This is a genomic window from Roseofilum sp. Guam (assembly GCF_017746735.1).
GTDB lineage: Bacteria > Cyanobacteriota > Cyanobacteriia > Cyanobacteriales > Desertifilaceae > Roseofilum > Roseofilum reptotaenium.
The window spans coordinates 46,922-68,117 of sequence record NZ_JAGHZN010000015.1; the positions used below are offsets into that span (position 1 = coordinate 46,922).

At 44.3% G+C, this 21,196-nt stretch carries 30 protein-coding genes; 17 read left to right on the plus strand and 13 right to left on the minus strand.

All coding sequences use genetic code 11. The features are described 5' to 3' along the window. Positions 1-22: 22 nt before the first annotated feature. The gene (locus J7529_RS07305) at positions 23-1,384 is read right to left on the minus strand and encodes an NB-ARC domain-containing protein (protein ID WP_318728440.1); all 1,362 of its coding nucleotides are present in this window, start codon (positions 1,382-1,384) and stop codon (positions 23-25) included. A 249-nt stretch (positions 1,385-1,633) separates the two neighbouring features. Here J7529_RS07305 and J7529_RS07310 point away from each other — a divergent pair, with 249 nt between their 5' ends. The 10 genes from J7529_RS07310 to J7529_RS07355 all read left to right on the plus strand — a co-directional run bounded on the left by J7529_RS07310 (position 1,634) and on the right by J7529_RS07355 (position 8,741). Beyond that, a complete protein-coding gene (locus J7529_RS07310) occupies positions 1,634-1,906 on the plus strand; it encodes a hypothetical protein (RefSeq protein ID WP_318728441.1) in 273 nt (90 codons plus the stop codon). An 89-nt stretch (positions 1,907-1,995) separates the two neighbouring features. Continuing rightward, on the plus strand, positions 1,996-2,988 hold the full coding sequence (locus J7529_RS07315; RefSeq protein WP_318728442.1) for a GTPase: 993 nt from the start codon (positions 1,996-1,998) through the stop codon (positions 2,986-2,988). Between the two features lie 240 nt (positions 2,989-3,228). Beyond that, positions 3,229-3,507: a BrnT family toxin gene (locus J7529_RS07320; RefSeq protein ID WP_413038831.1), complete on the plus strand. Its 279-nt coding sequence runs from the start codon at positions 3,229-3,231 to the stop codon at positions 3,505-3,507. Next, positions 3,488-3,718, plus strand: a complete 231-nt coding sequence (locus tag J7529_RS07325; protein ID WP_318728444.1) for a hypothetical protein — start codon at positions 3,488-3,490, stop codon at positions 3,716-3,718. Before J7529_RS07320 ends, J7529_RS07325 begins: the two co-directional genes overlap by 20 nt. Before the next feature lie 69 nt (positions 3,719-3,787). Beyond that, complete coding sequence (locus tag J7529_RS07330; protein WP_318728445.1) at positions 3,788-3,967, plus strand: hypothetical protein; 180 nt, start codon at positions 3,788-3,790, stop codon at positions 3,965-3,967. Positions 3,968-3,974: 7 nt separating this feature from the next. Next, positions 3,975-4,193 carry a hypothetical protein gene (locus J7529_RS07335; protein ID WP_318728446.1) on the plus strand — a complete coding sequence of 73 codons (219 nt, stop codon included), beginning with the start codon at positions 3,975-3,977 and terminating at the stop codon, positions 4,191-4,193. Positions 4,194-4,261: 68 nt separating this feature from the next. After that, a complete protein-coding gene (locus tag J7529_RS07340) occupies positions 4,262-4,486 on the plus strand; it encodes a hypothetical protein (protein ID WP_318728447.1) in 225 nt (74 codons plus the stop codon). Then, on the plus strand, positions 4,476-4,865 hold the full coding sequence (locus J7529_RS07345) for a type II toxin-antitoxin system VapC family toxin (protein WP_318728448.1): 390 nt from the start codon (positions 4,476-4,478) through the stop codon (positions 4,863-4,865). Before J7529_RS07340 ends, J7529_RS07345 begins: the two co-directional genes overlap by 11 nt. A gap of 152 nt (positions 4,866-5,017) precedes the next feature. Next, positions 5,018-7,504, plus strand: a complete 2,487-nt coding sequence (locus J7529_RS07350; protein WP_318728484.1) for a methyltransferase domain-containing protein — start codon at positions 5,018-5,020, stop codon at positions 7,502-7,504. Positions 7,505-7,601: 97 nt separating this feature from the next. Then, on the plus strand, positions 7,602-8,741 hold the full coding sequence (locus J7529_RS07355) for a hypothetical protein (RefSeq protein ID WP_318728449.1): 1,140 nt from the start codon (positions 7,602-7,604) through the stop codon (positions 8,739-8,741). A 113-nt stretch (positions 8,742-8,854) separates the two neighbouring features. Here the strand turns inward: J7529_RS07355 and J7529_RS07360 are convergent, their stop codons facing one another. The 3 genes from J7529_RS07360 to infC all read right to left on the minus strand — a co-directional run bounded on the left by J7529_RS07360 (position 8,855) and on the right by infC (position 12,991). Further along, a complete protein-coding gene (locus tag J7529_RS07360) occupies positions 8,855-9,322 on the minus strand; it encodes a Crp/Fnr family transcriptional regulator (RefSeq protein ID WP_271942585.1) in 468 nt (155 codons plus the stop codon). An 18-nt stretch (positions 9,323-9,340) separates the two neighbouring features. Beyond that, the gene (locus J7529_RS07365) at positions 9,341-12,349 is read right to left on the minus strand and encodes a HEAT repeat domain-containing protein (RefSeq protein WP_318728450.1); all 3,009 of its coding nucleotides are present in this window, start codon (positions 12,347-12,349) and stop codon (positions 9,341-9,343) included. A 75-nt stretch (positions 12,350-12,424) separates the two neighbouring features. Further along, a complete protein-coding gene (gene infC / locus J7529_RS07370; RefSeq protein WP_271942642.1) occupies positions 12,425-12,991 on the minus strand; it encodes a translation initiation factor IF-3 in 567 nt (188 codons plus the stop codon). A 393-nt stretch (positions 12,992-13,384) separates the two neighbouring features. On the opposite strand from infC, the gene ilvN reads away from it, so the two are divergent. The 3 genes from ilvN (at position 13,385) to J7529_RS07385 (ending at position 14,813) form a co-directional block, all read left to right on the plus strand. Then, the gene (gene ilvN, locus J7529_RS07375; RefSeq protein WP_271942579.1) at positions 13,385-13,906 is read left to right on the plus strand and encodes an acetolactate synthase small subunit; all 522 of its coding nucleotides are present in this window, start codon (positions 13,385-13,387) and stop codon (positions 13,904-13,906) included. Between the two features lie 91 nt (positions 13,907-13,997). Continuing rightward, positions 13,998-14,303 (plus strand): carbon dioxide-concentrating mechanism protein CcmK, encoded by a 306-nt coding sequence (locus J7529_RS07380; RefSeq protein ID WP_271942577.1) that lies wholly within the window; start codon positions 13,998-14,000, stop codon positions 14,301-14,303. A gap of 153 nt (positions 14,304-14,456) precedes the next feature. Next, on the plus strand, positions 14,457-14,813 hold the full coding sequence (locus J7529_RS07385; RefSeq protein WP_271942574.1) for a carbon dioxide-concentrating mechanism protein CcmK: 357 nt from the start codon (positions 14,457-14,459) through the stop codon (positions 14,811-14,813). Between the two features lie 179 nt (positions 14,814-14,992). On the opposite strand, the gene J7529_RS07390 is transcribed toward J7529_RS07385, so the two are convergent. From J7529_RS07390 to J7529_RS07400, 3 genes are all read right to left on the minus strand, one after another. Further along, complete coding sequence (locus J7529_RS07390; RefSeq protein ID WP_271942572.1) at positions 14,993-16,387, minus strand: TldD/PmbA family protein; 1,395 nt, start codon at positions 16,385-16,387, stop codon at positions 14,993-14,995. A 354-nt stretch (positions 16,388-16,741) separates the two neighbouring features. Then, entirely contained in the window at positions 16,742-16,960 is a 219-nt protein-coding gene (locus J7529_RS07395) for a type II toxin-antitoxin system HicB family antitoxin (RefSeq protein WP_318728451.1), read from the minus strand. Next, entirely contained in the window at positions 16,960-17,190 is a 231-nt protein-coding gene (locus tag J7529_RS07400; RefSeq protein ID WP_318728452.1) for a type II toxin-antitoxin system HicA family toxin, read from the minus strand. The genes J7529_RS07395 and J7529_RS07400 overlap by 1 nt, the downstream gene beginning before the upstream one ends. A 79-nt stretch (positions 17,191-17,269) precedes the next feature. Here J7529_RS07400 and J7529_RS07405 point away from each other — a divergent pair, with 79 nt between their 5' ends. After that, positions 17,270-17,395, plus strand: a complete 126-nt coding sequence (locus J7529_RS07405) for a hypothetical protein (RefSeq protein WP_318728453.1) — start codon at positions 17,270-17,272, stop codon at positions 17,393-17,395. A 28-nt stretch (positions 17,396-17,423) separates the two neighbouring features. Here the strand turns inward: J7529_RS07405 and J7529_RS07410 are convergent, their stop codons facing one another. The 3 genes from J7529_RS07410 to J7529_RS07420 are packed head-to-tail and all read right to left on the minus strand — an operon-like array spanning position 17,424 to position 18,157. Next, complete coding sequence (locus J7529_RS07410; RefSeq protein ID WP_318728454.1) at positions 17,424-17,567, minus strand: hypothetical protein; 144 nt, start codon at positions 17,565-17,567, stop codon at positions 17,424-17,426. Next, complete coding sequence (locus tag J7529_RS07415; RefSeq protein ID WP_318728455.1) at positions 17,551-17,883, minus strand: type II toxin-antitoxin system RelE/ParE family toxin; 333 nt, start codon at positions 17,881-17,883, stop codon at positions 17,551-17,553. The genes J7529_RS07410 and J7529_RS07415 overlap by 17 nt, the downstream gene beginning before the upstream one ends. Next, positions 17,858-18,157, minus strand: coding sequence for a type II toxin-antitoxin system Phd/YefM family antitoxin (locus tag J7529_RS07420; protein ID WP_413038832.1), 300 nt, complete (start codon positions 18,155-18,157; stop codon positions 17,858-17,860). Before J7529_RS07420 ends, J7529_RS07415 begins: the two co-directional genes overlap by 26 nt. Before the next feature lie 44 nt (positions 18,158-18,201). On the opposite strand from J7529_RS07420, the gene J7529_RS07425 reads away from it, so the two are divergent. The 3 genes from J7529_RS07425 to J7529_RS07435 all read left to right on the plus strand — a co-directional run bounded on the left by J7529_RS07425 (position 18,202) and on the right by J7529_RS07435 (position 18,936). Next, positions 18,202-18,324 (plus strand): hypothetical protein, encoded by a 123-nt coding sequence (locus tag J7529_RS07425; RefSeq protein WP_318728457.1) that lies wholly within the window; start codon positions 18,202-18,204, stop codon positions 18,322-18,324. A 202-nt stretch (positions 18,325-18,526) separates the two neighbouring features. Continuing rightward, positions 18,527-18,730, plus strand: a complete 204-nt coding sequence (locus tag J7529_RS24640; protein WP_413038833.1) for a type II toxin-antitoxin system HicB family antitoxin — start codon at positions 18,527-18,529, stop codon at positions 18,728-18,730. Next, positions 18,727-18,936 carry a type II toxin-antitoxin system HicA family toxin gene (locus tag J7529_RS07435; RefSeq protein ID WP_318728459.1) on the plus strand — a complete coding sequence of 70 codons (210 nt, stop codon included), beginning with the start codon at positions 18,727-18,729 and terminating at the stop codon, positions 18,934-18,936. The genes J7529_RS24640 and J7529_RS07435 overlap by 4 nt, the downstream gene beginning before the upstream one ends. A gap of 180 nt (positions 18,937-19,116) precedes the next feature. On the opposite strand, the gene J7529_RS07440 is transcribed toward J7529_RS07435, so the two are convergent. From J7529_RS07440 to J7529_RS07450, 3 genes are all read right to left on the minus strand, one after another. Beyond that, the gene (locus J7529_RS07440) at positions 19,117-19,458 is read right to left on the minus strand and encodes a DUF86 domain-containing protein (RefSeq protein ID WP_318728460.1); all 342 of its coding nucleotides are present in this window, start codon (positions 19,456-19,458) and stop codon (positions 19,117-19,119) included. Next, complete coding sequence (locus J7529_RS07445) at positions 19,455-19,775, minus strand: nucleotidyltransferase family protein (protein ID WP_318728461.1); 321 nt, start codon at positions 19,773-19,775, stop codon at positions 19,455-19,457. Before J7529_RS07445 ends, J7529_RS07440 begins: the two co-directional genes overlap by 4 nt. 101 nt (positions 19,776-19,876) lie before the next feature. Then, complete coding sequence (locus J7529_RS07450) at positions 19,877-20,977, minus strand: DALR anticodon-binding domain-containing protein (RefSeq protein WP_318728462.1); 1,101 nt, start codon at positions 20,975-20,977, stop codon at positions 19,877-19,879. Positions 20,978-21,196: the final 219 nt, after the last annotated feature.

A 21,196-nucleotide genomic window follows, 5' to 3' on the forward strand; every position in this document is an offset into this window, starting at 1 on the left:
AAAATATGTTTATACATAAGTCCTATAAGAAATTAACATAAGATGCAATCGTCGGTTGTAGTATAAATTGGGCGACTTTATCATGGGTGTGTTTCTCAATAATTCCCCGTTTGATTAAAGAGTGTATCGCTTGCAAAAATTCAGCATCAGATAAGGCTAAGTCTGTAGGTTTGTGGAAAATATCAAGGGTTTCGTGACTGGCTAACCACTGGACTACCGTCATTTCCGAGGGGGATAAGCGTTGATAATAGTCTTGCAAGATCGGTTCTAGGTCGCCCAGGAAGGGGTTAGGATAGGATAGGAAGCGATCGCAGCTACCGTTAAAGAAGTCCTGGATAGTAGACGCAATAATATTGAGCCAGGAAGGGTTACCTCCGTAACGTTGAATCAGTTCTTCCCATAGCTCCTCATCCCTGAGTTGGTGGTTGCTCAAGATTTCCCGTGCTGCTGCGCCTAAACTTCCCAATTGCAAGCTGAGACAATGGCTATTTTCCCGCTCTAAGGTAGCGATTTCTGTGGGTTTTTCCCACGAGAGGAGGAGGAACCAACTGCGGTGGTGCGATCGCCCCATTTCTTTTAAGAGCTTACCATAACTTTCCTGTCCCGGTAAATATGTCCCAGCCAACTCACCCGGAGTGAAGAGTTCTTGGAAGTCATCGAGAATGATCAGGGAACGAGAGGAGCGCAAATAGTTGATCGGCTTTGCCGATTTCTGGGTTTCATCTTTGCCGATAAATTCTATAATATCAGTTTCCAGAGATTGGCGCTCTAGGCTATTCATGCAGTTGCGCCAGATAACATAGTCAAATCGATCTTTAACTGCTTCTACCAATGCTCTCGCGAGAGTTGTTTTACCGATGCGAGGTAATCCCAAAATAGTGACAATCTTGATTTTTTCATCCAATACCCACTGTTTCAGAGTCGTTAGTTCAGTGCTGCGATTATTTAGAGGACAGTATTCTGGCGCTTCTGCGAGATCGTGGCGCTGTTGGGGTTGATTAGTCAAGGAAGACGGTGATTCTTGTTTGGGTACATCTCCAGAAGACCAATTTTTATCACAAATATTCACATAACTTTTATTGAAATTGTGTTTTTTAGCAAAATCATTAATCACATTAGAGCGAGATATGTAAGGTCGTTCCAATGTTGCGCGAAAGTTTTTCTTATTAACCTTTTCCCCTAACTCTTCCGAAATCAACTTCCATAAACTTCCCGCCACTATTTTCACATTCGCTTCGCCACAGTGAGAAGATTCCGCAATCTCTTTATATTTCTGATGCTTCCAAACCCCAGCTAATATCGCTCGTTGCAGACTACTTAACCTTGTGCCTGTTTGAGCCAACATCAACTCATCGGCCCATGCCAGGATTGCTTCCACATCCATTAGTTATACCGATATGACTCCGCCGCCATTTTATCACTTTTTTAACTTTTTACGACTTTTTTCACCAAGTTTCAACTTTTTTGCTTTACAAATCATTAAAATGTTGTTCAAAGTTATAGACCAAATTTGTCTTTTTGTCAGTAGGCCAATCAAAACCAGTAGCCTATACTGTAAAGAATGATTCTATAACTAAAGGGAGTCTGCAACTGCAACTCGTAGTCTTCAACAACAGCAGGAGCTAAATGAGCCATGAGTGAAAGCCTTGCCATTAATACATCAATGACCTATGAAGCCAAGTTGGTCGGTAAAAAGGGCGATGATGATTTTCCCTGTAACGGAAAAATATCGAAAATCGAATTAAACAAAACTGTCAGTGCAATTTCCATAACTAAACTCGATCCTGGTGTGGGTCGCGGAGACGCTAAATATACTCAGAAAAATTCATCGACTGTCGGAGTTCACTACTGGCTAGATCCAGGCACAAAGTTGACTTATAACTTGAAAGTATGGGTCAGGGATTAGTGACGAAACATTGACTGGGCAAGGGAGATCGCGTTTTACCTTGCCAAAAGTAACTTGATAGATCGGATAGATATAAATAGGAGGCTGACATGGATTTTGAAGAGTTTGAGATTCATAAGATTTTCTCAGAAATTATTAAGGCAAAGAATCGAGGATTTACGTTTCTTTTAGTGGGTAGAACAGGAGTGGGAAAGTCCAGTACAGTTAATACTTTGATGGGAAAAAAAGTTTGTAAAGTTGGAGATGATGAACCAGTTACTTTCAGTGTAAAATCCTTTGATACCCAAATGGCTGAGATTCCTTTTTGGGTCATTGATACTCCAGGATTATGTGATGAGATAGAAGGACAAAATGATGCAGAATATATTAGTAAAATAAAGTCTAGTATTGATTTACGGAAAGTAGATTGTTTGTGGTTTGTTACTCCTCTTCATGAGACAAGAGTACGTTCTGATGAAAAACGAGCGATTCGGCTTATTAGTGAATCATTCGGGTCTGGGATTTGGGGTTTATCTATTATTGTATTTACATTTGCAGGTTTTGTTGAACGCAATGATTTCCCAGAAAAGCTCAGAAAAAGAACTGAGTTAATTCGAGCAGAAATTGCTCAGTATGTTGGAGAAGAAGTTGCTGAACTAATTCCTTCAGTAGCAGTTGATAATAAGAGCAAAACCACTCCTGATAGTGAATTCTGGTTAGGAGAATTGTATACAACAGTGTTTAAACGGATGAAGATGGATGCAATGTTGCCTTACCTGATGGTTACTATCGAGCGATTCAAACCTACTCCACGCAAGCCTCCTGGAGGCACGATTCATGCTATGGGAGTCGATTCTGGGAAACCCGCTCAAAACACTAATGTAAATAATGAATCTGTTGAAAGTCCTCCCACAGGGTCAGATATTCCTCTGAACTCAAAGCAGGAACAAGCTATTGGAGATCGAATTGCAACAGCATTGAATATAGTAGGGACAGGAGCTGAGGTTCTATCTAAAGTAATAGATGCTGCAAAGAAAGCTGCGCCTTATATTCGGAAATTTGCTGGAAACCTAGTTGCTTTTTTGGGTAAATTGCGTAAATAAATGAATAAAAATAATCTAATACTTTCTCGATAACTAATTCAATCGCTCTGCTACGATCGCAGGCTAATCTATGATTAGCCCTCTTCTTTCTCAGCTAATGACCCCTCAAGAAATGAAGCAGCATTATCAAAGGGAAGGGTTAGTGATTGCCTAAAGATGTGGCGTTTATTTTATGAGTTTTTGTAGAATCTAATGACCTCTCATGCTAAGATAGGGGGCGATCGCCTCTCTAGACAACTCATGGAATTTGAGTGGAACCCAGATAAAGCAAAGTTAAACTACGAGAAACATCAAGTTTCATTCCCAGAAGCAGCTACTGTCTTTAACGATCCTCTATCTGTGACCTTTCCCGATCCAGATCATTCAGTTGGAGAAAGTCGCTATATTATTATTGGTTTATCTAGATGGCAGCAGCTTCTGATTGTTGCACATACGGAGCGATCGGATCAAGTGCGAATTATTAGCGCCCGAAAAGTTACTCGTCAGGAACAAAGATTTTATGAAGAAGGAAACGAATAACATTCCTAATGAAATGGATGACGATCTGCGACCTGAGTATGATTTTTCCCAGTTAGCAGGAGGAGTCAAAGGTAAGTATGTAGAACGTTATCGAGCAGGTAATAATCTAGTGCTACTCGATCCTGATGTAGCGAAAGCGTTTCCGAGTGCAGAATCTGTAAATGAAGCTTTACGATTATTGATGGCAATTGCACAACGCCAGAGCGACTAATGATTTAGGGTATTGCCTGTGATTTGTACCCCCTATGAACTGATAGGATATAACTTAGAGGCTTAAATTATGTATAAAAATGAAATTCTTGAAGAAATTCATCAGTATCGCGAAGAATATGCTCGATCGTTTCAATATGATTTACGAGCAATATTCAATGACTTAAAACAAAAAGAACAAGCCCACAAAGATCGCCTGGTCAAACTTCCCATTAAGCGCAATGTCAGTGCCATAAAATCAAAAGATTAACCCTCTTATGTCTCAGTTAATGACCTTTGAACACATGAAGCAGCATTATCAAGGGGAATGGTTATTGATTGCCTATAAAGACCTTGATGACGAGATGGAGGTTATAGAAGGGGAAGTGCTTGCCCATTCTCCTAACCAGTATGACATCTATGAAATGTTGGCTTCTCAACCCCTAGCCATTGAATATGTCGGGCAAATTCCTGAAGATGTGGCGTTTATTTTATGAGTTCTCGTAGAATCTTAAGTCAGCTTCGTTACAATAACTGATAGAGCCGTTGATTGGGAGCGTGAAATATGACTCAATTACTGGAAGAGGCGATCGCCCAACTCAAACACTTACCAGAAGATTGGCAAGACGCGATCGCCGCTCGTCTGCTGGCTGAGATCCAAGCAGAACCGTCTGGAACACCAGGATACAAACTACTCCGTTTTGCTGGTTCAATTCCAGCCGAAGATCTACAAATCATGGCAGAAGCAATTCAGGAAGACTGTAATCGGATAGATATCGATGAATGGTAGATATTTGCTTGATACCGATATTATCATTGCCCTGTTTGCTGAGGAACCAAGAGTTAAAGAAAACTTCGCTCAAGCAGGAGCTTGCTTTATTCCAAGTATCGTTATTGGCCAATTGTGTTATGGTGCAAGAAAATTCAAGAAATGTGAAGCTAATCTAGAGAGAATTGAAGGATTAATTTCTAACTCTACAATTCTTGAGTGTGATACGCAAACTGCTCGTCAATACGGTGAAGTTAAAAATATACTCAGGATTAAGGGTTGCCCTTTACCTGAAAATGATATGTCGATTGCCTCGTTAGCTTTACAATATAATTTAACGTTGGTAACACGAGATGCTCATTTTCAAGAAGTTGAAAATCTACAAACCGTAGCTTGGTGAGTTGATAGATTATCTATGGATATAACTGTGAATATTGCCAAGGAACCGTTCAACCCCGTACAGATGGTCAAATTACTCATTGCTAGCCCATGGCGTTATACAATATACGGTTAGCGCCTATAGAGTAGAGGGGAGTGTCAACAATCGTGAGTATGATAGACAATCAACAGCTTGAGGAAGGAAGGAGCGATCGCATCTTAGCATCGTTTTTACAAGCCATGGTTCCCTCCTTCAACTCCTTCAATACCACCATCTCCGACAACGACGAGATGTTTCTCATGGCTCTAGAGAACACAGAAGGTGACCCGACTCAAGCCGCTATCCGCTATCATGGCAATGGACTCCGCATCTTCCAAGCCATCCAACAAATTATCACCCATCATTTTGGCAGTTGGGATAAGCTCTCCACATTCCTCGACTTTGCCGGAGGATATGGACGCTTTACCCGCTTCCTTACCCAAGTTCTCCCTCCCGAACACATTTGGATTTCGGACATCTATCCAGAAGCCGTACAATTTCAAATTGAACAATTCCAAGTTCAGGGGATTCCCTCTACCCTCACCCCTACTGAGTACAAAATCGACCAAAGCTTTGACTGTATTCTCGCCAGTTCCTTCTTCAGTCATATCCCCGAAAGTACCTTTGCGCCTTGGCTGAAAACCCTCTACCATAATTTGAGTGAGGGAGGACTCCTGATTTTTAGCACCCATGATGTTACTCTAGCACCGAATCCCTTCGCCCTCTCCGCCTCCGGGATTCATTTCATTCCCCAAAGCGAAAGTCGTACCCTAGATCCTTCCGTGTATGGCACAACCTATGTCAGCGAAGAATTTATCCAACATTCCCTCAATCAAATCTTAGGGCCAAGTGCAGCCTATCACCGGATTCCCAAGGGACTCGCTGACCATCAAGATCTATATATTGTTAGCAAAAATACGAGTCCAGACTGGTCAACGTTTACCTTTACCTATCCTCCCCAAGGAAGTCTGGAAAGTACGGAACTGAACTCGTCTGGAGATTGGGAATTTAAGGGTAAAGTCTGGAGTTTAAACGCACAAACGGCCGCCAAATCGATTGAATTGTGGGTGAATGATAAAATCATCCATCGCTGTGTCCCGCGTGTTGAAGGATCTTGGGTGTGTCATCTGAATCATAGTCAAGTGCAGCGCGACGATGTAGTGATGATTAAAGCGATAGGGGAGACGGGAAATTTAGAACGGATGCTCGTGTGCCAAACTTTGGAACAACTCGCCAGTTTAGAATCGGGACATTCATCGGGTAAAGGGTTGGCTGAAGGCATTTTTATTCTGGGGGGAATGCATCGCTCTGGTACTTCTCTGAGTGCCTCCTTGCTCAATAGTGTGGGGGTTCATTTGGGCGATCGCCTCGTCGCCACTACAATAGGTAACGATCGCGGTCATTTTGAAGATTTAGACTTCGTAGAATTCCACCAAAATGTTCTCCGCTCCCAAGGTCTAGAAATCGACGGACTCACCCTAGAATCAGAACTTATCCTCGCTCCTCGCTATCAGCAAAGCGCCAAACTTCTGCTCAAAGAGAAAACCCAACGCCCTCTGTGGGGATGGAAAGACCCCCGTACCACCCTATTTCTCAAGTTTTGGGCTGAGTTAGTCCCCTCAGCTTATTTTATATTGGTCTATCGCTCTCCCTGGGAAGTAGTCGATTCCCTCTATCGTCGCAGTTCCGATGAAGTGGTCGCAGCTTATCCCGAAAAGGCAGTAGAATTATGGATGCACTACAATCAGCAGATGCTGGAATTTGTCCGAGCCTATCCAGAACGGTGCTTCCTAGCGAATCTAGATACTATTGTCCGCGATCCGCAGGGGTGGATACAAGGACTTGAGGCAAAATGGCAACTCTCTTTAGGCGCTGTAGAACCCTCAGTAATTGAACCGGGATTACTCCAACGGGATGTTTCCCAAACCCGTAAACCAGCACTCATTCAGGCATTTTTCCCAGAAGCCATTACGCTCTATCAAGAGTTGGAAACCTTAGCGGGTTCTTGGGGAAGTGCAGACTCGATTATGCCTGCGGAACTGGATGTGGATGCAGAATTGGAAAAGATTGAAGCCTTGAGTCCCCAAGATTGGGCGTTTAGCAGTTGGCAGGAAGTGGGCAATGCAACAAAATATCAGAAACTGCTGAACCTTAAACAGAAAGAATGCGATCGACACGCTCAAGAGTTACAACGGATGCGATCGCAGTATGAAGAATCAGAATACCAAAAATCCCTGGTTCAGAAAAACATACGGGCTAATAAAGCACTCTTAGCTCAGACTCAGTCCGAATGCGAACATTACAAACATATGGCGAATCAACTGCGATCGCAACTTGAACAAGCCAATTATGACCTGGAACAAACCCAAAAAGTACTGAATCAATCCCACGCGGAAGCCGTCAACATTAACCAACAATTGGTGAACACCAGTGCCCAACTGCAAAATACCCATACCCTCTCGGCTGACATTCAAGCTCAACTGAATGCCCAATTGCAAGATCTCAATAGTCAACTGCATCACCGTAACCTGGAATTAGCGGCGATTAAAGCCAATAAAGCTTGGCGCTTGCGGATGAAATGGGTAAAACTGAAGCAAAAGTTAGGTTTGATTAAGGAGTAATGGCAAGGGAATAGGGAGTGGGCAGTAGGCAGTAGGCAGTAATTTCCGCGTCCCCTTGTCTCCGGCAATTTTTAGTTTTTAATTTTTAATGGATATCATGACTTCCACTCCCGACTCCCAACTTCCGACTCCCAAGTCTGTAGTGCTATATCTGGCTCCTTGGATACTTTGCCTATTGGGGGGGTTATGGACTTTGCCCGTTGCGGCCGAGCCTGTACTCTCCGATCGCGTTGTAGAATCTTCAGATGTGGAAACCCTTCATGAAGAAGCCCTAGAGTTACTACAACAGGGAAATCAACCTGAAGCATTTCAACTCTGGCAGCAGGAATTAGAGTTACGCCAAGGATTAGGAATCATTCCAGAAATCCAAGCACTCTCACGAGTTGGAGCTATTGCTTGGTCGGAGGGGGAGTTAGTGATGCTTCGGCAAATTATGGCTCGGTTAGATCAAATTCAGGGAGACGTGGAAGGCACAGACCAGGAAACGTTGCAGGAATTGGGCGTTGCCTATCAACAATTGCGATCGCCCCAATCTGCTGTAGGAGTCTATCAGAAACTCTTACATCTGGCAATTGAAGACTCTAATGAGGAGCAACAAAATACACTTCTAGGGCAAATTGCCCAAACCCACCTCAATTGGTTTGATTATCCCCAAGCCGTTGCCGGATATGAAGGGGTTTTGAGTTTTGCCCAAGAACAGGAGGATGTTCTGACTCAAATTCAGGCTTATCAACAGTTAGCCTATAGTTACGAGCAGATGGAGGAGTGGGAAGGAGCGATCGCCACGCGACTGAATCTCATTAACCTGTACGATCGATTAGGGCAAGTTAATTCAATTCCCAAGGAACAAATAGCGATCGCCAAACACTACGAAACCCTAGGTAACCTTAAAACCAGTGCCCAACTCTACGAACAAGCCTACCTGATTGCCTTTGAACAGCAACACCTTGCCTATGCTGCCGAAGCTCTACAATCCTTGGGAATACTCTATAACAACCAACAGAAATTCCCCGAAGCTTTAGCCGTTTATCGCTCGCTTCTAGGGACTCAAGCTCAAGCCTATGATGCTTATGGCATGATGAACACCTATGAACGCATTGCCGAGATCCATAGTGCTCTCGATCAACGAGAACAAGCCCTAGCTGCCCTTGAACGAGGGCTGAAATTCGCCCAACACCTTAATGTAAGAACGGAGTATTATACCGAGCTGATTCAAGGATTGATGAATGATGAATAATTATAGTCAATTCAAATAACACTGAGACATTTATGTAGGGACGAAAATTTTTTGCCCCTACATAAGGATTAGACCCCATTCCCTATTCCCCATTCCCTATTCCCTACCACTTCCTAATGCTTGCTAGATAATTGTAATTCTTGAATCTTACTTTCTTGGGCATTAATTTTCTGGTTTAATTCGCGAATACGTCGAGAAAGCAAGCGAATAATATTAACCGCAATGCCTGGAGTTTCATCAATGGCATCATAGAGTTGTTGTTGAGTTAAAACCAAACAATCACAGGTTTCGATCGCCGTTACAGAAGCCGATCTCGGTTCTGCATCAAACAGGGACATTTCTCCAAAGGTCGTTCCCTTATCCAAATAAGCCAAATCGCGATCGCCAATATGCACCCTTACCCGTCCGGAGACCACAATATACAGAGAGCGTCCTTCTTGTCCTTGCGTAAAAATCGTTTGCCCAGCGGGAAACGATAACTCATCCATAATCGAGGCCAATCGCACTAAAAAATCATCCCGTAACTCTTTAAAGATGGGAACACCTCGCACAAACAGCAAGCGGTCAACGCTACTTAACATAACTTCTCCGGGTCGGGATTAGGGGGATGGGGGATAGGGAAATGGGGGGATGGGGAAATCTGAGGCATCTTCACTCAAGATTGAGGGTGAGGAGTCCTGAATATGGGAGAGTCCACACTCTTCAATTAAGGCTTGAACTTGGCCAGCCACTAGGCGATCGGGATCGTTTTTGAGCATAGGCAACAATTGACTCAAGGTTGAAGGGCTTGCTACTTTAAGATAATTCAAGACGGCTTCCCGTACAAACCCCCTCGGATGCCGTAGTCCAGCCAGAATATGTTCAGTAGTGGTACTCCAGCGGAAGGCTTGAGCGACATGGAAACAGCAAGCTAAGGGCCAATCTGAGAGAAAATGACGAAGGTCGAGAAGATGGCGCAGGCGATCGCTGGGACTGAGCGGTTCATATAAGAATAAATCTTCCAGATAAGAGAGTTTTTCGGCGATCGCGTATTGATCGAGTACCGTTAACAGTGCTTTCTTATGGGGAATATCTACAATATTGTCTAAAATTTCTAACCCTTTCGCTTGACTGCTCATGGAATTGGACTGAAGGTTAAAGGCAGCCGCTTGTACGCTCTGGATGGGATACAAGAACTTCATCAATAAGAAGCAGCGATCAATAGAATCTGTTTCGAGATCGGCGAGCGATCGCTGTAACAATTGAGCTTCTCGACCTGAAACTCGATCCTCAGCTAGATCTAAACGTCCTGCATAGAGCTGCCCGATAAACATGAGTTCTTGATCGATTAATAATTCAATCCCCGATCGCCCTAAGACGGCTTGTACCTGTTCAATCCCTGTATCATCGGGTAATTTAATCAGGATTTTGAGGATATTGCGCCGAGTGGTTCCCCAGGAAGCCATTAAATTTTGGGTTAAGACATGCAAGGACTCTGGCGTTCTAATATCACCAATGGTCATCCAAGCGTACATGCGCACTAGATCGGGCTTATAGATATCACGGGCTAAATCTAATAATAGGGGAATGGCTTCATGGCGTAAGCGCACTAAAGCTTTACACGCTGCTTCACGGGTGGATTGATAGTAAAGACCGCGCAGCAAAGAGGGATAATATTCTTCTAGACGGGTAGCGGCGATCGCCTCTAGAAGGGCACAGCGCACCCGCAGGGAATCATCCTGAAGTAAATTGGGCACATAGAGCCGTAGCGCTTGCATATACACCGCTTCCCCCAAAGCACGACATCCCATCACCCGCTCCCGTTCCTGTTCGCTGGTAACCATCCGTCGCAGGGTATTCGTTGCTTCCGCTTTAGCTTTCGCATTCCCTCGTCGTAACATTAAAGCAGCCGCCGTTGACCGCACCACCGGATCGACCGCCGGTTGCAGATAGCTGCGTAACTGACGGATATCGGGTTCCGGTTCCGTGAGCCAAATGTAGCGTAGGGCAAGAGCCAACACATCGGGTAGTAAGGAGGTTTGGGTGAGAGCGCGAATGGATTCCACATCCTTGGGTTGGGGATGTTCCAGTAGCACCTCTAAGCTTTGGCGTTGTAGAGCAGGAGAGAGGGAAGGGAGCAGGGGAACCAGTACCTCGTTAATATTTTGGGAGTCAAACCGGTTGAGCAGTTCAATGCAAGAGCGCTTATCTTCTTCTGCTCCCGGTTGTTTGAGGGTTTCGGCCACATTGCGTTGTAGCGATCGCAAATCCACATCCGAGACCCCTAAGCGGCCACTTTTGGCACTCGACACCAACAGTTGCACATACCCAGAGCGGAGGAAGAAAATGGCTAATAACCATCCCAAGGCAATGAGAATGGTTTGGAACAGGAAGATATCTGACTGACGGTCTTGAAATTGGGGCAGAATTTGATTGCAAAACCAAATCGTTCCCAAGAGCAACAAACCGGTTACCCCAGTTGAGATCGGTTCGGCGATCGCCCGCCAAGTCTGGATACCATTACGAATACTCTCTGGAAGCGGCTGAAACAGAGCCGGCCCCAACCCCAAGACCACCGTATAGCGCAACAAATCATCAAAAAACTTCAGCGTAATCAGACACCAAAATAAATCTGCCACCTTGCCCAACGACACCAAACTAATGATCCCCATCATTCCGGGCAGTAAGGACGCAGCCACAAATACGCCCAAGCGTTCAATCAACCGAGAAGAAACAAACCATTGCAGAACCAGTTCAAAGATTCCCAAAACACCATTGAAAAACCCGAGAAAACTGGCAACTTCTCCCGAATTAAGTTTTTTTTCAAGCTGGTCAAAAAACTGGAATTCAACCAACTGCAAAGACCCTTGGGCAACGAAAAAGAACAGAATTAAGGGAATTACATACCGCCATACCGGACGACCTAACCGGCGCTGGGTAAAGTCTGACGCTTCTTCTTGAGAGACACGATTGGGAGTATCGGGAAAAAATTGCTGATAATTTTGAGTCAGATAAAATGCAACGCCTCCCCCCACAAACATCAAGACACTGGCACAAATGAGGATATTCTCGACTCGCAGAAACGTTAACAGCACCGGCAATGAAAATCCACTGACCACATCGGCCATCAGAATCCCACTAGAAATCAGTGGATAAGTGCGCTTGATTTCTCGAATATTAAACAGTTGATTAGCGCAAATACTGGTATTGAGTTCATTGAGAATAAAGATCGCTTCACACCACAGGCGCAGCAAAAAAATCAAGATGGGGGCGATAATAACTAGATCTAACCCTAGGCGTAATAGAAATAAGGGGATCGCCATCAGTACGGCTGTAATCACAATCACCTTACGCAAAGGGAGCAGGGTCTGCAACCAGTCATACAAAAACCCTAATCCTGAACCCATTACAGCACTAGCAATATAAATCCAGGGTAAAGATTCGGCTCCAAATCGTTGCAAGAACAAATCAGCGGTACTCGCTTCTGTCCAACTGAGTCCCACACAACTTGCGGTATAAAACGCCAGCATTAATACTGTACGCTCACTTTCGTCTGGCCGAAGGTTAAACCATTGGAAGAATCGTTGTCCCCACCGGTTTAAGCTGCGTCCCTGATAGTTGAGTTCCATATTTTGGTCGTTTACATCGGTCTAGCTCTACCTAGGCTCTCAAGAGAGTCTCTGTTCACCTAAGTAGAGTATGACTTATGACTGTTTTTTCGGCGAGAGAAGCATCATCATATTGCGCCCTTCCCGCTTCGGTTCTTGCTGTATTTCGGCTTCTTCTTCTAGATCTTTGGCCAAGCGTTTGAGCAACCCTTCTGCCAAATCGCTATGCTGGGCTTCCCGCCCTTTAAAGTTAATTGTTGCTTTAACTTTATCTCCTTTCTGGAGAAACTTCCTGGCGTTCTTGAGGCGCACATTGTAATCATGTTCCTCAATTTTATAACGCATTTTCACTTCTTTAACATCAGAGGTGTGCTGTTTTTTCTTAGCTTCGCGGGCTTTCTTTTCTTGCTCAAACTTAAATTTTCCGTAGTCCTGAATTCGGCATACCGGGGGATCGGCTTTATCGCTGACTAGAACCAGGTCTTGTTCTTCTTGTTGTGCAAGCTTTAGGGCCTCTTTGAGCGATAGAATGCCAAGTTGTTTGTTCTCACCATCAATGACTCGAACCTTGGGATATTGAATCCGTTCGTTAATTTGGGGTAGATCGCGATTTCTTTTCTTGTCAACCACAGGCGTTTTTCGTTTTTCTAGGGATAGAACAATGGTAGGCTATTGAATCTAAGGGTTCAGGAGAACCCGATATCAGGTTTACACACAACCTCCCCATTCCTTAATTGGTGGGAGAGGTGGGCAAAATGGATGATTTTCTGTCATTGTAACTGACAGATTTTGAATTGCCCTACATTTTTAACTTCTTTCTTGCTCTAGACCAGGATTGTGACCCTTTTGAGTGCTTCTGAGCGGGACTGAAGGGTCTTAAGGTTGGTACAGTACTGATTCATTGAGTGATTAACCCAGATTAATCTTAAGAAAGGATTATAGGGTCGGCGATCGCCGAGTCAAGCCTCCTATCATAGTTGGGTCTATGGCGTATACTGTAAGATTAAACCTAAAATCAGAACCTGATTGTATCACCTGTAAGCGGATGAAGCAACTATGAAACATACCCTTTCTGTACTGGTAGAAGATGAAGCTGGAGTCTTAAGTCGCATTTCTGGTTTGTTTGCTCGTCGCGGCTTTAACATCGAAAGTCTAGCCGTCGGGCCAGCCGAACAGCTTGGAGTCTCTCGGATTACTATGGTTGTACCTGGAGATAACAAGATTATCGAACAAATAACCAAACAACTCTACAAACAAATTAATGTCCTCAAAGTACAAGACTTAACGGACAGCCCCTGTGTAGAACGGGAATTAATGTTGCTCAAAGTTAATGCTCCGGCTCAAAGTCGCTCGGAAATTATTGAGTTAGCCAATATTTTCCGCTCCCGTGTCGTGGATGTAGCGGAAGATTCTCTAACCTTGGAAGTTGTCGGAGACCCGGGGAAAATGGTCGCCATTGTCCAAGTGCTGCAAAAATTTGGCATTCGGGAAATTGCCCGCACCGGTAAAATTGCCCTCACCCGTGAATCTGGGGTGAATACAGAATTGCTCAAATCTCTAGAAGCTAAATTAGCTTAAAACCAAAGCAGCGCGATCGCCTTTCTCCCCTACAATAATAGTGAAATCACCTTTGTGAACTCACCTCAATGCCCCTAAAAGGAGAAAAACTGTGCCTGAAGCTGTTGGTGTCATCCAAACCCTAGGATTTCCTTCCATTCTCGCTGCTGCTGATTCCATGGTTAAAGCAGCACGAGTAACCCTAGTCTATTTCGACCGTGCCGAAAGTGGCAACTTTGTCATAGCGATTCGTGGGGGGACATCCGAAGTTGTGCCAGCAATGGAAGTGGGCATTCAGGAAGCGGAAAAAGTCTACGGAGGCAAAGTGATGATGCACTACATTGTCCCCAATCCCCCCGAAAATGTCCAAGCCGTACTTCCCATCGACTACACGGAAGTCAGTGAACCCTTTCGCTAGGCAGTAGGGAATAGGGAATAGGGAATAGGCAAACCGGGTTTTACCCATTACCCATTACCCATTACCCATTTTGTTGACTCAAGTGACCCCCTAAACCCCTACAATAAAATCTTGCATAAAAATGGTTATTGATTAACATTAGGAGCAACAATTATGGGACAGCAAGCTGTTGGAGCTATTGAAACTAAAGGGTTCCCAGGTATTTTGGCTGCTGCTGACGCAATGGTAAAAGCGGGACGGATTACCTTAGTCGGCTATATTCGCGTTGGGAGCGCTCGATTTACGGTAAATATCCGGGGAGATGTTTCTGAGGTCAAAACGGCGATGGATGCAGGAATAGACGCTGTAGAAAAGGCTTACGGCGCGACCCTAGAATCTTGGGTGATTATCCCCCGTCCCCACGAGAACGTAGTTGCTGTCCTCCCGATTGATTACAACGATAATGTAGAGTCCTATCGCAGAGCTGTTGAAGGGGATACACCACGACCTTCATTAACGGTGGGTGGATAATCCGTCAGGAGTAATGGGTAATGGGTACGGCACTCATTACTCATACAGCGCTTTGCGCTGGGGAATAGGTAATAGGGAATAGGGAACAGGGAATAGGCAATGTTCTCCCGAAACAATCTAGGAGTGGAAACACATTATACATTGTTAAACTGATGACTCGGACTTGATCTCATTACAGTTTACTCATTCTCTGCTTCTCCCCCCACCACTACATTCTGGATGCGCAAGGAGGGGCCGCCACAGCCGACAGCCAACCCATTTTGTCCCCCTTTGCCACAACCGCCGGACTCATCCCAGTAAAAATCATCACCGATCCCCTCAATATCGGCTAAGGTACTAAACACATTGCCGGAAAGGGTCACATCTCGTACTGGTTCAGCAATTTTCCCATTGCGAATCATCCAAGCTTCTCCTGCCCCAAAGGTAAACATTTCTCCATTGGTCATTCCCCCTCGCCAGTTTTTAGCGTAAACCCCTTCTTGGATACCACTAAACAAATCGCTCACAGGAGTTTCCCCCCGCTCAATCCAGGTATTGGTCATTCGTACCAAGGGAGGATAATGATAATTGAGGCAACGAGCATTCCCTGTGGGTTCCTCTCCCAGTTTGCCGGCGGTTTCCCGCGAATGCAGACGGCCAGCTAATACCCCATCTTTGATCAGTTGGGTGGTTGTGGCTGGGGTTCCTTCATCATCATAGAAATAACTGCCTCGGTGACCTTGTGGCGCTCCACCATCCAGAATTTGCAGGTTGTCCGGGCCAAATTTGCGCCCTAGGGTCATCACTTCCAGGATATCGGGGTTTTCATAGGCCATATCGGCTTCTGAAAGGTGACCAAAGGCTTCATGGACAAATAATCCGGTTAAAATTGGATCGATGACGACGGTGTAGGTATTGCCTTTAATGGGAGGATGGGAGAGGGCATTAACGGCACGCTGGGCAGCCGATCGCACTTGGTTATCGAGTTGGGTTAAATCTTCATACCCATTGCGCGATCCGGTGGTTTCCCGTCCGGTTTGTACAGTGGAACCCTGACGAGCGGTGGCGGCAAAGCGCATCTCTAAATCGACCCAGGATTGCTCAATGAGCGTTCCTTCAGAGGTGATCAAGATAATCCGCTGACAGCAGTCTCCGTAGCGTACAGAGGTTGTGGCTACTTGAGGATTGGTACTGTGGAGAATGTCGGCGTAGCGATCGCACAATTCCTTTTTCTCGATTAGGGGAATCTCCCTGGGATGGGTTCCCCCCAGGGGCAAGACCTGACTATCTTCGATAATGGGAATCGGCGCTAGAATGGTTTCTTCTTGTCCCACCAACCGCGCAGAGGCGATCGCTTCTTCTATCCGCTTCGACAATACCCCCAATTGGTTAAAGCTACTCATTCCCCAACCCCCTTTGTAACAAGCACGTACTTGTCCCCCTAGGGAAATGCCTTCGCTGAGGGTTTCTACTTTATTCCCCCGCAGCAAGATATCGGTTGCTTCTGCTTCTTCCAGACGGATAGCAAGGAAATCAACTTGAGAGCGATAGCGTTTGATTAAATCCGAGAGCAGATTTTTAATATCCGTATTCATTGTAATTCAACCGGTTAAGATGATTGAGACTTGAGTGATTACATTGGGTCAGTGCTGTCTTCGCTCTCTCGATCAAAATAGTCCAAGAACGAATTCATCCCTAGTAACTGTATACCACGGATCTCTAGGGCTGTTCTCACGGCGATCAGAGTTACAATCATTAGGAAATCATCAGTAATTCATCAAATATGGCAGAAATTCCTACCGATCTTGAAGAAACTATCTGGAATTTAAAGTGGCAGTTATTGCAGATTATTCATGGCGAAACTTTGGCATAACTCACTTTAGACGTTTACAAAATTTGATGAGAACTTCTGACACAGGAATAGCTTAATAAAATTATCTTTGTAATAGTTAAGCTGTTTGCAAAAATTGCGGTTCAGGAATTGGCTCTCCTTCTTCATGCCAAGCTTCTAGATACATCTCGATCGCTTCTTCCGCATTTTTAATCGCTTCTGCACGAGTTGTTCCATGAGTGCAAGGCATGATCACGCGGTCAGCAAATTCTGGAATGGTAACTAGAAACAGATTATCTTCTTCTGACCACTGAATAATTGTAGTGTACTGATTCATCACTCGTCATTCTCCTGTTTGTTTTCGATATCGGCTAATTCAAGTAATAACTGAGCTACTTGTTTTTCTAGGTAAGGGGGTACATCAGAGCCATCTTTACTGGAAATTGTGAGTGTTTTTTTCAGGAGAGGGTGTCGCCAGCGTTCGTGACTTCCTTTACCTCGTTTTGGTAAATACACAAATCCAGCACGGGTAATTTCAGCTTTGAGTTCTCGAAGTTTCCTCGGCATCTTTATAGCTATACTCTAAGATGAAATTATATCACTTGAATTAGCTTTATTAGAGCATTTTGGAGAAATCTATCGCACTATGTCAATTGCTGCTTATATCTCAGGGGTTGGCGCAGCGATGCGGAGTTTTATCGCCCCCCAAAATCACTACCCCCCCAAAAGGCGATCGCCAGTTATCTTGAGTATTGCCAAGAAGACGGTTTAACCCCTCCCAGTCCAAGTTCAGTTGCCGCTTAAATTTCAGGCGTTCGCCAGTTATCTTGAGTATTGCCAAGAAAATGGTTTAACCCCTCCAAGTCCAAGTTCAGTTGCTGCTTAAATTTCAGGCGTTCGCGCCAGCGATGGGTCGCATTATCGCCTTTACTCTGCCTCTTCATCCCAATCTTCAGCCGTTAGGAGTGCTTGTTTGCTATGACGAACATGAATGATGTATACGATATCATTGCGAATTACAAATAATATTCGATAAACATTGGGACGTTTTCCATAGAGCAGTTGTCGAACTTCTTCCGGAAACACATCATTTTCAATGGCTAAAGCGCAGCGTCGGGGCTTGACTTGTAATGTAGCAAGTTTATCCATTAATTCGCGAAACCACTGATCGCTGTAGCTTGGGTTCCGCTTTTTTAACCACTCATAAGCCACTTCAATTTCAATTTCCGCACTTTTAGTAATCTGAACTTGGAATTCCATGTTTCTGTTGCATTTCTTTCGTAAATGCTTCTAAAGGTCGGACTCGTCCAGCATTGAGATCATCTAATCCTTGTTGAATACCAGTAATGCTTTCCAAGTATTCGATCGCCTCTAGAAGTTTTTGATAAGATGCAGCATCTTGAACGACTAATTCAGCTTTACCATTGACTGTCAATACCATGGGGCTACCAGTTTGTTTCATCTGTTCGATAAACTCAGATGTATTTCTCTTGAAGTTAGAAAGGGACTGAATATCGCGACTTAAGTTGAGCATAATAGGGTTGTACTTAATTTGCACTAAATTTAATGTTAGCATGAGTGGGTAGAGCGATCGCCCCCCAAAAGGCGATCGCCAATTCCAAAGATGCGATCGCCAGTTATCTTGAGTTTTGCCAACAAGAGAGTATCACTCCTCCAAGTCCAAGTTCAGTTGCCGCTTAAGTCTCAGGCGATCGCGAAGCGAAACGGAGTTTTATCACGCCAGCGAAACCGAGTTTTATCGCCTAATAGCTCTGTGATTCCCGAAAGAATTGAGTCGTATTATTTGCTCGACAACGGGTTCACCCATGCAATTCTTGAACAGATCCCTTGGCGATCGCCATCAAGAATGCTAAATTCGATCCATACTTTACTCAATTCAATCATGAAGATTAAGGCGATTATTCACGAAGCCCAAGAGGGTGGATACTGGGCAGAAGTGCCCGCTCTACCTGGATGTATTACTGAGGGAGAGTCTTGGGAAGAAGTTATGGATAATCTACAAGAAGCAATTATGGGATGGTTAGAAGTCGCAAATGAAAGTTCCCCGATCCAAGAAACCGATCGCATTGTGGAAATTGCAGTATGAAGTTAGTTTCTGGGAAAAATTTCTGTAAGATCTTGGAAAGTAATGGCTGGATCTTGAAAAGAGTTAAAGGAAGCCATCATATTTATCAACACTCCGAAACGGAGCAGATTGTTGTTGTTCCTGTTCATGGAAATAAAGATTTAAAGATAGGAACATTGAAGGCTTTGATGAAAGCTACAGAGTTATTAGAAGAAGATTTACTTTAGTTATTGTTAAAAAAGGCGATCGCCAATGCTCCAGAGGCGATTGCCAGTTATCTTGAGTATTGCCCAGAAGACGGTTTAACTCCTCTAACTCCAAGTTCAGTTGCTGCTTAATTTTCAGGCGTTCGCGGAGCGAAACGGAGTTTTATCGCGCCAGCGATGCGGAGCATTATCGCGGAATACCTAATTTAGGATGTCTAGCATGGTTTCGATAGTGACTTTTAGAGGTTGCAAGTCGTTGTTCGCCGTATTCCAGAGGATTTTTAAATTAATACCGAAATAGTGGTGAATCATTTTATCTCGCATTCCGGCAACTTCCTTCCAAGGGATATGAGGATACTTTTCTTTGAATTCAGGCGGAATTTGTTTAGACGCTTCGCCAATGATTTCTATAGCACGGGTAACGGCAAATATGGTTTTTTGATCGGATTCAAAGGTATCAAAATCAAAACCTTTGATAAATTCTTCTGCGTTGTTTATCGCATCGATAATATCTTGCAAATAGTCTTTGATAGTGCGGTTCATAGGTAAACTACTTCCTGAAGAATCTGTTGGCCAATATAGGGTTTTAATCCATCTTTAGTAACTAGATCGACTTTTTTACCCAGTCTTTCACTCAGGTAGTTTTCCAATTTACAGTAGGTAATTAGACCAAAATTGATGTCCGGGCTAAATTCAACCAGTAAATCAATATCGCTCGTTTCTGTCGCTTCTCCTCGAACATAGGAACCAAAAAGTCCTAGCTGATTAATTTGGTATTGTTTCTGAATGTGAGGGAAGATTTCCCTGAGAGATTCCAGAATGGTTTCAGACGTGATAGCTTGAGTGTCAGTGATACTCATTATGGATGCATATTATAAGTTGAATATCTTGAATTGATTATAACTTATGAGTATTGCCAAGAAGACGGTTTAACCCCTCCCAGTCCAAGTTCAGTTGCCGCTTAAATCTCAGGCGATCGCGTTTTCATCCCCAAAATACTCTCCAATACATCGAAAAGGGTGTGTTTCGTTGCCAGTAATAAAGAACAATCTTGAGCAGTTGGACTCAAATTCAGACACCACTTATCGCAAACATCACTGATGTGTTCTAAATGTTGGTAGAGCAGATGACCAGAGATAGCATCAGCGCTTGCTTGTAAAATAGTAGGAGTCTTCTGTATTTCCTTGACTAAAGCCGCAGCATTCCCATCTTCCCAAACCAACTCTTCTAGGGATGGTGATGAAGATTTAATCTGCCAATCATCTGTTATCTCTAGCTCGATAGTTCCGTGTTGGTGCGCTTGTTCTAGCAGCGTACAGCAACGAGCATGGGTCGTTTGTATTCGATACAAGCTATCTTGTTGATTAAGTTGTCCTGCGGTGCTGATATTAATGGGAGCAACTTTAGTCAGGGGAGTCGCCAAACTATGCCAGCGAAGTGCATCTATTCCTATTGCTTTTATCAGTTCATCAATCGGAAGTTCGGGGAGAGCGTGCAGTTTTTGGCTCGGTTTATGGAAGGCGTAGAGTTTAATGGGTTGAACAATGATGAATTGAAATTGTGCTTCCGTGTAGCCTAAGCAACGCATCGCCGCGTTGATGAGGAGGTCATAGCGGCCATAGTTGGGGGGACGTAGAATAATGATTCTATGGCAATGTTCTTGGAGGATTTGATCGTAAGTGGCCAGGTCTTCTAAGAGTTGAGTATATTCGCCATCCCGGTGTTGGAGAACTCTGTCGGAGTCATCGCCAAAGTCAGCAGTTTTGATGTACCAGTCTTTGGGTTCGTCTTTGAGGGTGGTTTGTTCAATGTCGGGGGGGAGGTCGGCCGCGAACTGGCGCGACATGGAAGCTTGGTAAACTGAGCTATTTCCTTTTAAGGAATTGAGGAACTCTTCTGGGTTTGGAGGTTTGAGGTCTTCTAGGGTTTGGGTAATGGTGTTTCCCGTTCGTTGTAAGATTTGGGTTAATGGGTTAGCTAAGGTACAGCGAGCGTCATCAAGTGATGGAGCTTGAGCTAGAGGAATTTCTGGGATACTAAGATAGAGTTTGGGTGGGTTCATGATGAGGTGAAATTCTTAAGGATTTGACCGTATTTGTTGGGCACTGACAAATCGGCGAGTTCCATCGCCTGCAACTCAGAAACCGGGGTTTTGTCAAATCTACTAATTGAGAAGTATACATTGCTCTAAAAACTCTGGTTTCTTTTCTGGGAAAAAAGGTTGATCGCGTAGGGTGTGTTAGCGGGAAATTATAGCACTTCGCGATAGTGTATTTACAAT